The 15,064-nt window shown below is 71.7% G+C and carries 15 protein-coding genes; 8 read left to right on the forward strand and 7 right to left on the reverse strand.

The features are described 5' to 3' along the window. Nucleotides 1-357 precede the first annotated feature (357 nt). Nucleotides 358-999 (reverse strand): DNA-3-methyladenine glycosylase, encoded by a 642-nt coding sequence (locus tag ABZY13_RS21080; protein WP_356632898.1) that lies wholly within the window; start codon nt 997-999, stop codon nt 358-360. A gap of 102 nt (nt 1,000-1,101) precedes the next feature. Between ABZY13_RS21080 and ABZY13_RS21085 the strand changes: the two genes are divergently transcribed. From ABZY13_RS21085 to ABZY13_RS21095, 3 genes are all read left to right on the forward strand, one after another. After that, a complete protein-coding gene (locus ABZY13_RS21085) occupies nt 1,102-1,884 on the forward strand; it encodes a sporulation protein (RefSeq protein WP_356632900.1) in 783 nt (260 codons plus the stop codon). A 42-nt stretch (nt 1,885-1,926) separates the two neighbouring features. Then, nucleotides 1,927-2,466, forward strand: a complete 540-nt coding sequence (locus ABZY13_RS21090) for a YbhB/YbcL family Raf kinase inhibitor-like protein (protein ID WP_356632902.1) — start codon at nt 1,927-1,929, stop codon at nt 2,464-2,466. Nucleotides 2,467-2,620: 154 nt separating this feature from the next. Further along, nucleotides 2,621-3,127, forward strand: coding sequence for an HNH endonuclease (locus ABZY13_RS21095; protein WP_356632904.1), 507 nt, complete (start codon nt 2,621-2,623; stop codon nt 3,125-3,127). A 120-nt stretch (nt 3,128-3,247) separates the two neighbouring features. Here the strand turns inward: ABZY13_RS21095 and ABZY13_RS21100 are convergent, their stop codons facing one another. The 3 genes from ABZY13_RS21100 to ABZY13_RS21110 form a co-directional block, all read right to left on the reverse strand. Continuing rightward, a complete protein-coding gene (locus tag ABZY13_RS21100) occupies nt 3,248-4,186 on the reverse strand; it encodes an SPFH domain-containing protein (protein ID WP_356632906.1) in 939 nt (312 codons plus the stop codon). Nucleotides 4,187-4,317: 131 nt separating this feature from the next. Continuing rightward, nucleotides 4,318-4,749, reverse strand: a complete 432-nt coding sequence (locus ABZY13_RS21105; protein ID WP_356632908.1) for an NfeD family protein — start codon at nt 4,747-4,749, stop codon at nt 4,318-4,320. Nucleotides 4,750-4,849: 100 nt separating this feature from the next. After that, entirely contained in the window at nt 4,850-5,647 is a 798-nt protein-coding gene (locus ABZY13_RS21110) for an ABC transporter ATP-binding protein (protein WP_356632910.1), read from the reverse strand. A 151-nt stretch (nt 5,648-5,798) separates the two neighbouring features. Between ABZY13_RS21110 and ABZY13_RS21115 the strand changes: the two genes are divergently transcribed. Next, on the forward strand, nt 5,799-6,587 hold the full coding sequence (locus tag ABZY13_RS21115; RefSeq protein ID WP_356632912.1) for a hypothetical protein: 789 nt from the start codon (nt 5,799-5,801) through the stop codon (nt 6,585-6,587). 27 nt (nt 6,588-6,614) lie between these two features. Here ABZY13_RS21115 and ABZY13_RS21120 read toward each other — a convergent pair whose 3' ends face one another. Further along, the gene (locus ABZY13_RS21120) at nt 6,615-7,256 is read right to left on the reverse strand and encodes a response regulator transcription factor (RefSeq protein WP_356632914.1); all 642 of its coding nucleotides are present in this window, start codon (nt 7,254-7,256) and stop codon (nt 6,615-6,617) included. Next, on the reverse strand, nt 7,249-8,394 hold the full coding sequence (locus tag ABZY13_RS21125) for a GAF domain-containing sensor histidine kinase (protein ID WP_356632916.1): 1,146 nt from the start codon (nt 8,392-8,394) through the stop codon (nt 7,249-7,251). Before ABZY13_RS21125 ends, ABZY13_RS21120 begins: the two co-directional genes overlap by 8 nt. A 274-nt stretch (nt 8,395-8,668) precedes the next feature. On the opposite strand from ABZY13_RS21125, the gene ABZY13_RS21130 reads away from it, so the two are divergent. From ABZY13_RS21130 to ABZY13_RS21140, 3 genes are all read left to right on the forward strand, one after another. Continuing rightward, nucleotides 8,669-9,367, forward strand: a complete 699-nt coding sequence (locus tag ABZY13_RS21130; protein WP_356632918.1) for an SDR family NAD(P)-dependent oxidoreductase — start codon at nt 8,669-8,671, stop codon at nt 9,365-9,367. Then, nucleotides 9,364-10,416, forward strand: coding sequence for an S-adenosylmethionine:tRNA ribosyltransferase-isomerase (locus ABZY13_RS21135; RefSeq protein ID WP_356632920.1), 1,053 nt, complete (start codon nt 9,364-9,366; stop codon nt 10,414-10,416). Before ABZY13_RS21130 ends, ABZY13_RS21135 begins: the two co-directional genes overlap by 4 nt. A 338-nt stretch (nt 10,417-10,754) precedes the next feature. Beyond that, nucleotides 10,755-11,501: a transglycosylase SLT domain-containing protein gene (locus ABZY13_RS21140; RefSeq protein ID WP_356632922.1), complete on the forward strand. Its 747-nt coding sequence runs from the start codon at nt 10,755-10,757 to the stop codon at nt 11,499-11,501. An 89-nt stretch (nt 11,502-11,590) separates the two neighbouring features. Here the strand turns inward: ABZY13_RS21140 and ABZY13_RS21145 are convergent, their stop codons facing one another. Further along, nucleotides 11,591-14,116, reverse strand: coding sequence for an FHA domain-containing protein (locus ABZY13_RS21145; protein ID WP_356632924.1), 2,526 nt, complete (start codon nt 14,114-14,116; stop codon nt 11,591-11,593). Nucleotides 14,117-14,406: 290 nt separating this feature from the next. Here ABZY13_RS21145 and ABZY13_RS21150 point away from each other — a divergent pair, with 290 nt between their 5' ends. Next, the gene (locus ABZY13_RS21150; RefSeq protein WP_356632926.1) at nt 14,407-14,931 is read left to right on the forward strand and encodes a streptophobe family protein; all 525 of its coding nucleotides are present in this window, start codon (nt 14,407-14,409) and stop codon (nt 14,929-14,931) included. The last annotated feature ends 133 nt before the right edge of the window (nt 14,932-15,064 follow it).

Consider the following 15,064-nt stretch of genomic DNA (forward strand, 5'->3'; position numbering starts at 1 on the left):
AGTTCTCAAGGAACGGCCGCTTCCTTTGTACTCACCCTCTCGGGCTTTCCTCCGGGCGCTTCCCTTCGGTCTTGCGTTTCCGACTCTATCAGATCCTTTCGGCTCCGATTCCCGGTCGGCGGGGCGTCTTGAGGCTTCCGGGCTTTCGCTCGTCGGCCTCTCGACATTCACTACGTTAGCCGAATCTGCGAGCAGCTCATAATCGAGCTTCCCGAGTCCCGAATTCGACATGCGGGCACGCCGAATTCGCTCCCGCCGAGGGGAGGACGTAGGTAGTGGGTTTGGCCGCTCCGGCTGCTGACTTCGCAGTACCCGGTTCAGCGGCTTGGGCCACATTACGGACCTTCCAAGGTCGAGTCAAGTTCGACGGCGGCGGGGAACGTGGGCCCGGTAAGGGCTGACGGTCGGGTCGTCGGCCACCCAGAAGCGCCAGGGGTGGACGCCGCCCTCGCCGGCGACGCCGGTGCGCGGACCGTTGCGCACCTGGTCGGCGGGGACGGGGGTCCCGGTGAGGACGCGGATGGGGGTCTCGCCGGGGGCGCAGGCGTCCGTGCCGTCGAGGGTCCGGTCCACGTCCAGGGCCGTGGCGAGACGTGCCGGGCCTTTGGCCAGTTCCTTGTCGTTGCGGGCCGAGAGTCGACGGGTGCGAGCCAGTTCCGCGCCCTCGACGATCTCGCCGGCGCGGAGCAGGACCCCGCTCGCCCGGCCCTCCTCGCCGCACACCAGGTTCATGCAGAACCACATGCCGTAGGTGAAGTAGACGTACACGTGTCCGGGAGGCCCGAACATCACGTCGTTGCGGGGGGTGCGGCCCCGGTAGGCATGGGAGCCGGGGTCGTTGTGGCCGTCGTAGGCCTCGACCTCGGTCAGGCGTACCGCGATGGGTCCGTCCGGGGTGTCCCGTACGACGATGCGCCCGAGCAGGTCGGGGGCCACGTCGAGGACGGGGCGGTCGAAGAAGGCGCGCGGCAGGGGCGTACGGTCGGGGGTCGCGATCACGCCGTCCGAGGGTAGTGCAGTCGGGTGGCGCGGAACCGGGGGGTGGCGTATCGCGTATGTAGGGATCGAGGATCCAAGCGCAAGTGGGCGAAGGGGTAAGACATGGCGTTCAAGAAGCTGCTCGCGAGCCTGGGGGCCGGCGGGGCTTCCGTCGAGACGGTGCTCACCGAGGTCAACGTCGTTCCGGGTGGTGTCGTCCAGGGTGAGGTGCGCATCCAGGGCGGGTCCGTCAACCAGCAGATCGAGGCGCTGTCGCTCGGACTGCAGGCCCGGGTCGAGGTGGAGGGCCAGGACTCCGAGTACAAGCAGGACGTGGAGTTCACCAAGGTGCGGCTCGGCGGCGCCTTCGAGCTGCAGGCGAACGCCGTGCACACGGTGCCGTTCGGGCTGGACATCCCGTGGGAGACGCCGATCACCATGATCGACGGTCAGGCGCTGCACGGGATGCACATCGGCGTCACCACGGTGCTGGAGATCGCGCGTGCGGTGGACTCCGGGGACCTTGACCCGATCAACGTGCACCCGCTGCCGGCGCAGAAGGCCATTCTGGACGCCTTCGTCCAGCTGGGCTTCCGGTTCAAGAACGCGGACATGGAGCGCGGGCACATCCGGGGCACGCGTCAGAAGCTGCCGTTCTACCAGGAGATCGAGTTCCTGCCGCCGCAGCAGTACCGCGGGCTGAACCAGGTGGAGCTGAGCTTCGTGGCCGACGAGCAGGCCATGGACGTGGTGCTGGAGATGGACAAGAGGCCGGGCCTGTTCAGCGAGGGCAGCGACACCTTCCGCTCCTTCCAGGTGGGCCTGCACGACTTCCGGGGCACCGACTGGGTGGCGTACCTCAACCAGTGGCTGTCCGAGGTCGGCAGCAAGCGGAACTGGTTCTAGGCTCGGAGGCCTCTGCATTTACCCGATCCAGGAGGTACCGAGGTGACCGAGCTCAAGCGGCGGCCGCTCCCCCACGACTTCCATCCGCCCGTGCCGTCGTTCGCGGTCACGAGCGAGGACGTCCAGGAGGGCGCGACGCTCAAGGACGCTCAGGTCCACGCGGCCGGCAACACCTCGCCGCAGCTGCGGTGGGAGGGCTTTCCGGCCGAGACCAAGAGTTTCGCCGTGACCTGCTACGACCCGGACGCTCCGACGGGGAGCGGGTTCTGGCACTGGGTCCTGTTCGACATCCCGGCCTCGGTGACGGAGCTGCCGGCGGGCGCGGGCAGCGGGAAGTTCGAGGGGCTGCCGGAGGGCGCGGTCCACGCCCGCAACGACTACGGCACCAAGGACTTCGGCGGCGCCGCGCCGCCGCCCGGGGACGGGCCGCACCGGTATGTGTTCACGGTGTACGCGGTGGACCAGGAGAAGCTGGGCCCGGACGCGGACGCCAGTCCGGCGGTCGTGGGCTTCAACCTCCGGTTCCACACCCTGGCGCGCGCTCAGCTGATCGGTGAGTACGAGGTGCCCGCCCAGTCCTGACGTTCATCGAACGTTCGCCCGTCTCTGGTCGCCGCGGTGGTTGGCGGTGATCGGAGGCGGGCATTTATTGCGTTGTCCATCTCGGCGTGCACGGCCAGAGTTGATCCCAGCCCGCCAAGGGGGTGGGCCGGTGCGCACGGGAGGTGGGCTGGTCATGCGGGACACGCTGGTACTGAACGCGAGCTTCGAGCCGCTGTCGACGGTGACGTTGAACCGAGCCGTCGTTCTGGTGCTCCAGGACAAGGCCGTCGTGGAGCAGTCCCACCCCGAACTGCGCATGCGCGGAGCCGCGGTCGACATACCGGCGCCCCGGGTCATCAGGCTGTGCAGATACGTACGGGTGCCGTTCCGAAGACAAGCGCCGTGGTCCCGGCGGGGTGTTCTGGTGCGGGACCGGCACCGGTGCGCGTACTGCGGGAAGCGGGCCACGACCGTGGACCACGTGGTGCCGCGGTCCCAGGGGGGTCGGGACACCTGGCTGAACACGGTCGCCTCGTGCGCGGAGGACAACCACCGCAAGGCGAACCGGACTCCGGAGGAGGCGGGGATGCCGTTGCTGCGGCAGCCGTTCGAGCCCACTCCTGCCGATGCGATGCTGCTGGCGCTGGGGCAGGACGACCTCACGGCGTTGCCGGACTGGCTGACTCTCGACGCTGCGTGAGGCGCCCGCCGGGGTGCGGCTGAGGTGTTCCCCGCGGGTGCGGGGTTCGTCATGGCTTGTCGCGCGGTTCCCCGCGCCCCGGAGCGGGGTTGCGGGGAACTCGCGCTTCCCGAGGCGCCCTCAGTCGATGCTGGGCTTCTCGCGGCGTTCCGTCGGGGTGTGGCCGTTGTCCTGGCTGGGCCTGGGGGCGCCGAAGTTGCCCATGGCGCCGGACAGACCCTTGAGGGCGTCGCCGATTTCGCTGGGGACGATCCAGAGCTTGTTGGCGTCGCCCTCGGCGATCTTCGGGAGCATCTGGAGGTACTGGTAGGAGAGCAGCTTCTGGTCCGGGTCGCCGGCGTGGATCGCCTCGAAGACGGTGCGGACGGCTTGGGCCTCGCCCTCGGCGCGCAGGGCCGCGGCCTTGGCCTCGCCCTCGGCGCGCAGGATCTGGGACTGCTTCTCGCCCTCGGCGCGCAGGATCTCGGACTGCCGGACGCCCTCGGCCTGGAGGATCGCGGCGCGCTTGTCACGGTCGGCGCGCATCTGCTTCTCCATCGAGTCCTGGATGGAGGTGGGCGGTTCGATGGCCTTGAGCTCGACGCGGTTGACGCGGATGCCCCACTTGCCGGTGGCCTCGTCCAGGACGCCGCGCAGGGCGGCGTTGATCTCCTCGCGGGAGGTCAGGGTGCGCTCGAGGTCCATGCCGCCGATGATGTTGCGCAGCGTGGTGACGGTGAGCTGCTCGATGGCCTGGATGTAGCTGGCGACTTCGTAGGTCGCGGCCCGTGCGTCCGTCACCTGGTAGTAGATGACGGTGTCGATGTTGACGACCAGGTTGTCCTGGGTGATGACCGGCTGCGGCGGGAACGGCACGACCTGCTCGCGCAGGTCGATGCGGTTGCGGATGGTGTCGATGAACGGGACGACGATGTTGAGGCCCGCGTTCAGCGTCCGCGTGTAGCGGCCGAAGCGCTCCACGATCGCGGCACTGGCCTGTGGGATGACCTGGATCGTCTTGATCAGGGCGATGAAGACCAACACCACCAGAATGATCAGGACGATGATGACCGGTTCCATCGACGTTCCCCGTACCCTTCTCCGCCTCGGCGCTCTTGGAAGATCTTATGGTTGTCGAAGATCTTGCTGGTCGAGTCTGTCAGACCGTCGCGCGGCTCGTGCGGTGTTCGGCCACCTTGCGTCGTGCGGGGTCATATGACGATCGCCGTGGCTCCCTCGATGTCCACGACGTCCACTTCCTCACCCGCCTCGTAGGCGCGGCCGTTGTCGAGGGCGCGCGCCGACCAGATCTCGCCGGCGAGCTTGATCCGTCCGCCGGAGGCGTCGACGCGTTCCACCACGACGGCCTGGCGGCCTTTCAACGCGTCGACCCCGGTGACGTGTTGGGGCCGGTCGGCGCGGTGCCGGGCCGCGATGGGGCGTACGACGGCGATGAGGGCGACCGATACGACGGCGAAGACGACGACCTGGGCGACGATGCCGCCGCCCAGCGCGGCGACGAGCGCGCCGGCCAGTGCGCCCACGGCCAGCATTGCCAGTTCCGGCATCGCGGTCACGACGAGCGCGATGCCGAGCCCCGCCGCTCCGACGAGCCACCACACCCATGCGTCAATGGCGTTCACACGGTCATGGTAGGTCCGCGGCGGCGTCCCGGACAGGGCGCGCCGTGGGTCGAACGCCCTTGGTGTGCGCCCCTGTTGTCCGCTGTGGGTCCGGGGAGGGTCAGGCGAGCGGGAGGCCCTGGGCGGTCCAGCGGTCGCCGACCTGCTCCACGACGAGCGGGAGGCCGAAGCAGAGGGAGAGGTTGCGGGAGGTGAGTTCGAGCTCCAGCGGGCCCGCGGCGAGGACCTTGCCCTGGCGGATCATGAGGACGTGGGTGAAGCCCGGCGCGATCTCCTCGACGTGGTGGGTGACCATGATCATCGAGGGGGCGATGGGGTCGCGGGCGAGGCGGCCGAGACGGCGTACGAGGTCCTCGCGTCCGCCGAGGTCGAGGCCGGCGGCGGGCTCGTCCAGCAGAAGCAGCTCGGGGTCGGTCATCAGGGCGCGGGCGATGAGGGTGCGCTTGCGCTCGCCCTCGGAGAGGGTGCCGAACTTCCGGTCGAGGAAGTCGGACATGCCGAGGCGGTCGAGGAAGGCGCGGGCGCGCTGCTCGTCGACGTCCTCGTACTCCTCCTGCCAGGCGGCGGTCATGCCGTAGGCGGCGGTGAGGACGGTCTGCAGGACGGTCTGGCGCCCGGGGAGCTTGTCGGCCATGGCGATGCCGGCCATGCCGATGCGGGGGCGCAGTTCGAAGACGTCGGTGCCGGGGCGGCCGAGGGTCTCGCCGAGGATGGTGGCGGTGCCCTTGCTCGGGTAGACGTAGCTGGACGCGACGTTGAGGAGGGTGGTCTTGCCGGCGCCGTTGGGGCCGAGGATGACCCAGCGCTCGCCCTCCTTGACCGACCAGGAGACCTGGTCCACCAGAGCCCGGCCCTCACGGACCACGGATACGTCCTGAAGCTCCAGAACATCGCTCATGAGCGCGTTGTCTCCCCTTGCAGTGTGGCCGGTCTCGGCTGTCGCGTTCGCCTGTGGCTCGGTCCGCCGCGCCGGTGGGGCGGCCCTCCAGGAAATCTACGCCACCGGTCGGCCGCTCCATTCCATCGGTCCGGTACTTAGGGTGGGAGCCATGCTTTCGGAACCGCGCTCTGGACGCCTCGCCGCTTGGGGAAATGCCCTTCTCGCCGGACTTGTCTCGCCGGACGACGCCGTGGTCGCGATCGTCGGCGAGGACGCCGTGCACCGCGTGGAGGGGCTGCCGGGCGAGTCGGCGCCGGTGGGTCTGACGCTGGCGCTGGGACGGCTGCGGGCGCTCGGGGCGACGGGGCTGCGGGTGGCGCTGCCGGCGCCGGGGCATCCGCTGGGGCTGAGCGGTCCGCCGGAGTTCAACGCGCGGGCGCTGGAGGCCGAGGAGGCGGTGATCTGTCACGGGGCCGCCTTCGGGCTGGTTCCCGAGGTGTACGAGGCCGGGCCGGACGGCGATGTGCACGTGGAGGTCGTCTGGCACTGTCTGCCGGTGCGGGAGGCGCCGCCGGCCGACGTGCCCTCGCTGGGCGAGGCGGAGCGGGAGCTGGCGGAGGCGCTGCGGGAGGCGACGGAGGCGTTGACGCGGCTGGACGTGGCCGGGTCGGGTCCGGTGGCCCAGGCGGCGATCGACGCCTACCGGGCGCGGGCCGAGCGCGGCCGGGAGGCTCTGGCTCCGGGGTATCCGGGGCGGGCGGTGCGGGTGCTGGAGCTGGCGCAGCGGGTGGCCCTGCTGATGTCCGTGGCGCACGGGGCGGGGCACGGGGGTGCGGTGAGCGCGGGCGAGATGGCGGCGCGGGCGCAGGCGCTGCGTCCGGTGGAGCGGACGGCCCGGCGGGCGCAGGTGGCGGCGTACAACTCCATGGTGGAGGAGCGGGAGCGGGGCGTGCGCTGAGCGCGGCGCCGCCCGGCGGGCTCCGGCTCAGCCGGTGACGCCGTGGCGTACGGCCCACAGGGCGGCCTGGGTGCGGTCCGACAGGTCGAGTTTCATGAGGATGTTGGAGACGTGGGTCTTCACCGTCTTCTCGGACAGGACCAGGGCGCGGGCGATCTCGCGATTGGAGCGGCCGTCCGCTATCAGGCTCAGCACCTCGCGCTCCCGGTCGGTGAGCGTGCCGCCCCTGCCCTGGCCGCCGTTGCTCTCCTCCTGGGCGAGCAGGGCGCCGGCGACCTCCGGCTGGAGCAGGATGTGGCCGGCGTGGACCGATCGGATGGCGCCGGCGAGGGCGTCCGGGTCGACGTCCTTGTAGACGTACCCGGCGGCGCCGGCGCGCAGGGCGGGGACGACGGTGCGCTGCTCGGTGAAACTGGTGACGACGAGGACGCGTGCGGGGTTGTCCAGTTCGCGGAGCCTGCGCAGCGCCTCGACACCGTCCATGCCCGGCATCTTGACGTCCATGAGGACGACGTCCGGCCGCAGCTCCTCGGCGCGGGCGACGCCCTCCTCGCCGTCGGCGGCCTCGCCGACCACCTCGATGTCGTCCTGTACCTCCAGGAAGGTGCGCAGGCCCCGGCGGACGACCTGGTGGTCGTCGACGAGCAGCACCCTGATTGCGTCAGCCACCGGGGACCTCCATCTCGATCGTGGTGCCCTTGCCGGGCGCCGATTGCACGGTCAGCCTGCCGCCGACGCCGCTCGCGCGGTCCCGCATCGAGACCAGGCCGAGGTGGCGTCCCGCCCGGCGCACGGTGCGCGGTTCGAAGCCGCTGCCGTCGTCGCCGATCCGCAGGACGGCTCCGGGGCCGTGGCGGTCCAGGGTGACGTCGACGCGGGTGGCGCCGGAGTGTCTCAGGGCGTTGTGCAGGGCCTCCTGGGCGACGCGCAGCAGAGCCTCCTCCTGGGCGGCGGGCAGGGCCCGCACGCCGCGCGCGGTGAAGGTGACGTGCGCGCTGTGGGCGCGGTCGAGGACCTGGATCTGGGTGCGCAGGGTGGCGACGAGGCCGTCCTCGTCCAGGGCGGCGGGGCGCAGCTCCACGACGGCGGCGCGCAGTTCGTCGGCGGCCTCGGCGGCGAGGCCGGCGATCTGCTGGAGTTCGCCCTTGGCGCGGGCCGGGTCGCGGTCGACCAGGGCCGCTGCGGCCTGGGCGGTCAGGCGCAGGGAGAAGAGTTTCTGGCTGACGGCGTCGTGCAGTTCGTGGGCGAGGCGGGAGCGTTCCTCGGCGATGGTCAGTTCGCGGCTGCGTTCGTAGAGGCGGGCGTTGGTGAGGGCGATGGCCGCGTGCTGGGCGAGGATGGCCAGCAGTTCCTCGTCGTCCTCGGTGAAGCCGCAGCCGCCGTCGGGTCTGGGGCAGTTCTTGTTGGCGAGGAAGAGCGCGCCGATGATCTCGTCGCCGTCGCGGATGGGCAGGCCGAGGAAGTCGGCCAGCTCGGGGTGGGCGGAGGGCCAGCCCTCGAAGCGGGGGTCCTTGCGGACGTCGGCCAGGCGCTGCGGTTTCGCCTCGCGCAGCATCGCGGCGAGGATGCCGTGCTGGCGTGGGAGGGGGCCGATGGCCTTCCACTGCTCGTCGCCGACGCCGTCCACCACGAACTGGGCGAAGCCGCCGTGGTCGTCGGGGACGCCGAGCGCGGCGTACTGCGCGTCGAGCAGCTCACGGGCGGAGGCGACGATCGTCTTGAGGACGTCGCGCACCTCCAGATGCCTGCTCATCGCCAGCAGCGCGGCGCTCACCGCGGCAAGGCCGGACCGGGGTCCTCGACTCATGGCGTCCACGCTACCGGCGGGGTGCGACAGCGCGGATCGGACCTGTGACGGCCGCCGCCCGGGACGGTGGACCTAGGGCGCGGGACGGAGCGCGGGGCGTAGGGCCGGGGACGGAGCGCGGGGTGTAGGCCCCGGGACGGAGTGCGGTGGCGTAGGCCGAAGGGACCCGTCGTTCTGCGGCCTGCGTCCGACGCGCGGCGGGCCGGCCGGTTCCTAGCGTTCCCCTCGTCGAGGCGACGCCCGTCGAGCGGCGTCGGGAACGAGGGGAGACGTCATGCCGGTAGCGATCATCACAGGGGCGTCCAAAGGGCTGGGGCGGGCGCTCGCCGAAGGGCTGGCCGCGCGCGGCTGGGATCTGGTGCTGAACGCCCGTGGCGCCGGGGCGCTGCGGGAGGCGGCGGCACAGCTCGGGGCGCACGGGACGCGGGTGGAGGCGCTCGCGGGGGACGTGACGGACGCGGGGCACCGGTCGGGGCTGGTGGCCGCGGCCTGGCGGCTCGGCGGGGTCGATCTGCTGGTGCACAACGCGAGCGCTCTGGGCGCCGAGCCGCTGGTGCCGCTGGAGGAGCTGCCCCTGGAAGGGCTGCGGCGGGCGCTGGAGGTGAATGTGGTGGCCGCGCTGGGGCTGGTGCGCGAGGCGTTGCCGCTGCTGCGGGCGTCGGGGGCCGGCGCGGTGATCGCGGTCAGCTCGGACGCCGCCGTGGAGGCCTACCCGACGTGGGGCGGCTACGGGGCGTCGAAGGCGGCGCTGGACCGGCTGGCGGCGGTGCTGGCCGTCGAGGAGCCCGCACTGCGGGTGTGGGCGGTGGATCCCGGGGACATGGCCACCGACCTGTACGCGGCGGCCGTACCGGACGACGACGGGCCGCGGCCGGAGCCGGCCGCTGTGGCCCCGGCGTTCCTGCGGCTGCTGGACGAGCGGCCGGCGAGCGGCCGGATCGTGGCGTCGGCGCTGCTGGAGGAAACGCGATGACGCTCGCGGTGCGGGTGCCGGAGGAGTTGTCCGCGCGGGTGCCGGCCGAGCAGCGGGGACCGGGCCTGGAGCGGGACGACGTACGGCTGCTGGTGTCCCGCGGAACGCAGGTGTCGCACCACGCGTTCCGGGAGCTGCCGCTGCTGCTGCGGGCCGGGGACCTGCTGGTGGTGAACACCTCGCCCACCCTGGCCGCCGCGGTGGACGGCCGGATCGGGCACGCGCGCGTGGTGGTGCACTTCTCGACGCGGGGGGACGACGGGCGCTGGGCGGTGGAACTGCGCGAGCCGGACGGCAGGGGCACCACGCGCCCGCGTGCGGGAGGTCCCGCGGGTGCGGAGGTGGGGCTGCCGGACGGGACGCGGCTGGTGCTGGAGGAGCCCGTCGGTGCCGGGGAGCGGCTGTGGTGGGCGCGGCCGACGGATGCGCAGGTGCTCGGGGTGCTGCGCCGGCACGGGCGGCCGATCCGCTACTCCTACACGGAGCGGGATCAGCCGCTGTCGGCGTACCAGACGGTGTTCGCGCTGCCGTCGGGCGACGGGTCGGGCAGTGCGGAGATGCCGAGCGCGGCGCGGCCCTTCACCGGCCGGACGGTGGCGGAGCTGGTGAGCCGGGGGGTCGGGTTCGCGCCGGTCACGCTGCACACCGGGGTCGCCTCGGCGGAGGCGCACGAGCCGCCGTACCCGGAGCGTTACGAGGTGCCCCCGACGTCGGCCCGGCTGATCAACGCGGTGCGGGCGGGGGACGGCCGGGTGATCGCGGTGGGGACGACCGCGGTGCGGGCGGTGGAGTCGGCGGCCGGCGCCGACGGGGTGGTCCGGGCCGCCCGGGGGTGGACGGACCTGGTGGTCACGCCCGGACGCGGGGTGCGGGTGGTGGACGGGCTGCTGACCGGGCTGCACGAACCGGAGGCCTCGCATCTGCTGATGCTGGAGGCGGTTGCGGGGCGGGCGGCGATCGACCGGGGGTACGGGGAGGCGCTGCGCGGGCGCTATCTGTGGCACGAGTTCGGGGACGTGCACCTTCTGCTCCCGCCGGAGGCGCCGTAGCCGGACCTCACACTCCGCATTGCTCGCGCAACTCCTCGTGAGAGCGCGGCGCGGGCCGTGTGAGGCCTCGCACAGGGCGCAGGTCACCTACGAAGGCGCATAGGAGAGGGGCCCACCCATCCCAGCGGGACAGACAGCCCGGTCTGTCCCGCTTTGCCCCTCCCTGATCCACTATGGGAGATCGTAGATCACACCTTTGCCCCGTTTTTTACAGGCCGCTAACAATGGCTGACGTCGCTCACCGCCGCGGGTTCCCACCCGCGGCGTTCGTACGGGCAACCCCGTGTCCCCGCCGGACGCCGAGCGACCTCCGCGCTATTCGAAGAGGTCCAACCCCCATGCTCACGTATGCCCGGATTCGCGAACGCAGTCGCGCTCTGACCCGGAACCGCAAGATCGCCCTCGCCGGTGCCGCCACGCTCGGCGCCGCCGCCCTCGGCTTCACCGTCGTCCCCGCAGGCGGCGCGACCACCACCACCGAGGCCGTCTCGTCCCCCACGGTGACCTACCGCTCCGAGCCGAGCAAGGACGTCAAGGCCGGTCTCACGGACCCGCTGTACGGCGAGAACCCGGCCTTCGCGGCCCTGGAGGAGCAGCGGAAGGCCGACGCCAAGAAGAAGGCCGACGCCGCCGCCAAGAGGAAGGCCGCCGAGGCCGCGAAGCAGAAAGCCGCCGCCGAGGCCGCGCAGGTGCGCGCCGCCAAGCAGACCGCGAGCCGCTCCGCCGAGCGCGCCCCGGTCAGGAAGGCCGCCGTCAAGAGCTACCCGAACAACCTGCACGGCTGGATCACCCAGGCCCTGGACATCATGAACGCCAAGGGCATACCCGGCTCCTACCACGGCCTGCACAAGAACATCATGCGCGAGTCCTCGGGCAACCCGAACGCGATCAACGACTGGGACATCAACGCCATCAACGGCGTGCCCTCCAAGGGCCTGCTCCAGGTGATCCCGCCGACCTTCCAGGCGTACCACGTGCCCGGCACCTCGTGGAACATCTACGACCCGGTCGCCAACATCACCGCCGCCGCCAACTACGCGGCCGACCGCTACGGCTCGATCGACAACGTCAACAGCGCGTACTGAGGTCGGCGCGGACCTCTTCACGCGAACGAGAACGCCGAAGGGCGGCACCCTCCTGACGGGGTGCCGCCCTTCGGGGCCGAAGCCCCCGGTTACTTGCGCATGACCTCGGGCTCGTGGCGGCGCAGGAAGCGGGCCACGAAGAAGCCGCAGATCGCGCCGAGGATCAGCAGGGCGGCCATGTCCATGCCCCACGTGCCCACGGTGTTCTCCCACAGCGGGTCCTCGTTGCCGGCCTCCTCGGGCGGGCTGATCCGGTTGAAGTCCAGCGTGGCGCCCGCGGCGGCCACCGCCCAGCGCGACGGCATCAGATACGAGAACTGGTTGACGCCCACCGTGCCGTTCAGCGCGAACAGACAGCCCGTGAAGACGACCTGGATGATCGCGAACATCACCAGCAGCGGCATGGTCTTCTCGGCCGTCTTCACCAGCGACGAGATGATCAGGCCGAACATCATCGAGGTGAAGCCCAGCGCCATGATCGGAAGCGACAGCTCGACCAGCGTCATGCCGCCGAGGACCAGGCCCTCCTCCGGGATCTCCCGGCTGGAGAAACCGATCACGCCGACCAGCAGGCCCTGCAGCACGGTGATCATGCCGAGCACGAACACCTTGGACATCAGGTACGCCGACCGGGACAGGCCGGTCGCGCGCTCCCGCTCGTAGATGACCCGTTCCTTGATCAGCTCGCGGACGGAGTTGGCCGCGCCGGCGAAACAGGCGCCGACCGCGAGGATCAGCAGGACCGTGGTGGCCGTGCCGTTCGGGATGACCCGGCCGGTCTGCGGGTTGGGCGGGTTGGGCAGCAGGCCCCGGTCCGGGTCGATGAGCAGGCTCACCGCGCCGAGCACCGCCGGCAGGATCAGCATCAGCGCCAGGAAGCCCCGGTCGGAGGCGATCACCGACACATAGCGGCGCACCAGCGTGACGAACTGCGACATCCAGCCCTGCGGCTTCGGCGGGCGCATGGCCTGCATGGGCTGCATCTGCACGGACTGCGGGGCGACGGCGTCGATGTCCGCGGCGTACATCTGGTAGTGCTGCGAGCCCTTCCAGCGGCCCGCCCAGTCGTAGTCGCGGTAGTTCTCGAAGGCGGAGAAGACATCGGCCCAGGTGTCGTAGCCGAAGAAGTTCAGCGCCTCCTCGGGCGGACCGAAGTAGGCCACCGAGCCGCCCGGCGCCATCACCAGCAGCTTGTCGCAGATGGCCAGCTCGGCCACCGAGTGGGTGACGACCAGCACCGTGCGGCCGTCGTCCGCCAGACCCCGCAGCAGCTGCATCACGTCGCGGTCCATGCCCGGGTCCAGGCCGGAGGTCGGCTCGTCCAGGAAGATCAGCGACGGCTTGGTCAGCAGCTCCAGGGCGACGGAGACGCGCTTGCGCTGGCCGCCGGAGAGGGAGGTGACCTTCTTCTCCTTGTGGATGTCGAGCTTCAGCTCGCGCAGCACCTCGTCGATGCGGGCCTCGCGCTCGGCCGCCGTGGTGTCGGCCGGGAAGCGCAGCTTGGCCGCGTACTTCAGGGCCTTCTTGACGGTCAGCTCCTTGTGCAGGATGTCGTCCTGCGGGACCAGACCGATGCGCTGACGCAGCTCGGCGAACTGCTTGTACAGGTTCCGGTTGTCGTACAGCACCTCGCCCTGGTTGGCGGGCCGGTAGCCGGTCAGCGCCTTGAGCAGGGTCGACTTGCCGGAGCCGGACGGGCCGATGACCGCGATCAGCGACTTCTCCGGGACGCCGAAGGAGACGTCCTTGAGGATCTGCTTGCCGCCGTCGACCGTGACCGTCAGATGGCGGGCCGAGAAGGAGACCTCACCGGTGTCGACGAACTCCTCGAGCCGGTCGCCGACGATCCGGAACGTCGAGTGGCCGACGCCCACGATGTCGGTCGGCCCGAGCAACTGGGAGCCGCCCTTGGGTATCGGCTGACCGTTGACGTACGTGCCGTTGTGGGAGCCCAGGTCGCGGATCTCCATGCGGCCGTCGGGCGTCGAGTGGAACTCCGCGTGGTTGCGGGAGACCTGGAGGTCGGAGACGACCAGGTCGTTCTCCAGGGCACGGCCGATGCGCATCACGCGGCCGAGGGAGAACTGGTGGAACGTGGTCGGGCTGCGGTCGCCGTGGACCGGCGGCGCCCCCGCGCCACCACCGGGGCCCTGCTGCGGCGGAATGTGCGGCGCGGGCTGCTGCTGCGGCGGCGGCCAGCCGGCCTGCGCCGGCTGCGCCTGCGGGACGTGCTGCTGCGCCGGCGCGGACCAGCCGGCGGGCGCGCCCTGCGCCTGCGGCGCCTGCGCGGCGTACGGCTGCTGAGGCGGTGCGGCGACGGCCGCGGCGCCCGAGAGGTTCAGCTGCGGTCCGTCGGTCGCGTTGCCGAGGTTCACCGTCGAACCGGGGCCGATCTCCAACTGCTGGATCCGCTGCCCCTGCACGTATGTGCCGTTGGTGCTGCCATGGTCCTCGACGACCCAACTGCGGCCGTTGAAGCTGACCGTGGCGTGCCGCCAGGAGACCCTGGCGTCGTCGAACACGACGTCTCCCTGCGGATCGCGTCCGAGTGTGTATGCCCTGGACGGGTCGAGCGTCCAGGTCCGTCCATTGGTTTGCAGTACGAGTTCCGGCACTCCATGCCCCACTGAGTTGTCCCCCGAATTACCCCCGTCGCGGGGAGTCTAGGGATGTCGAACATCGGGGGAACTATCGCAGGAGGGGCCGCCTGACCGAAAGCCGGGCCTTGTGAAGACGGCGCGAGGGTGTTTCCCCGCGCGCCGTCGACGGGGGTGATATCGGGCCGGAGAGTGGTAATCCCCGCGAGGGGGACATGAGCGGCGGCCGGCCGCGCCGCGGATCGGGGGGTCCGCCATGAGCGCTTCGACCGGCGGGGGGGGGGACGGTGGTGGGGCGCGGCCGGCGCGTGCCGTGGGGTGAGGTGCTGCTGTCCGCGACGGGCTCGGTGAGCTGGGCGGTGGCCGCGATGGCGGGCGCCGCGGCGCTCGGGCTGCGGCTGCTGGAGGCGGACGCGTCCGGTGCGGGGGCGTCGGATGCGGGGGGCGTGGAGGGCTCTGCGGGGCCGATGACCGCGGCCGTGGTGGCGCTCGGGGCGGGCGGTTCGGTGACGTCGTCCGGCGCGGTGTCCGTGTTCGGGCTCGACGGCGCCGAGGCCGCCACGGCCGTCGAGATCACGCCACTGGGGGTCGGCCTGACCGGTGCGCTGCTCCTGTCCCGGTTCTTCCTGCGGTCCTTGCGGCGGGCGGGGGTCGGCATCACGGCGGCCGACACTCGTCGCGCGGGCGGGGGCGGTGATCGCCCTGTTCGCGGCGGCGCTGGGCGCGGTGACGCGGGCCGGGCACGGCGTCGTCGCGCTCGGCGGGGCGCACTGGGCCTCGGCGACCTGCCGGCGTCGACGTGCACGGCACCCTCACCCTCATGCGGCCCCTGAACCCCCGCCCGAGCAACCGCCTCGGCCGCCCGCCTCCCCCGGCGACGGCCCGCCCCCGCCACCACGCCCGCCCCGGCGTGGACCTTGAGCCCTCGGGCGCGGGTCCTGAGCCGCACCGGCGTGATCCCCGAGC

It is taken from the genome of Streptomyces sp. NPDC006610 (assembly GCF_040611575.1).
GTDB lineage: Bacteria > Actinomycetota > Actinomycetes > Streptomycetales > Streptomycetaceae > Streptomyces.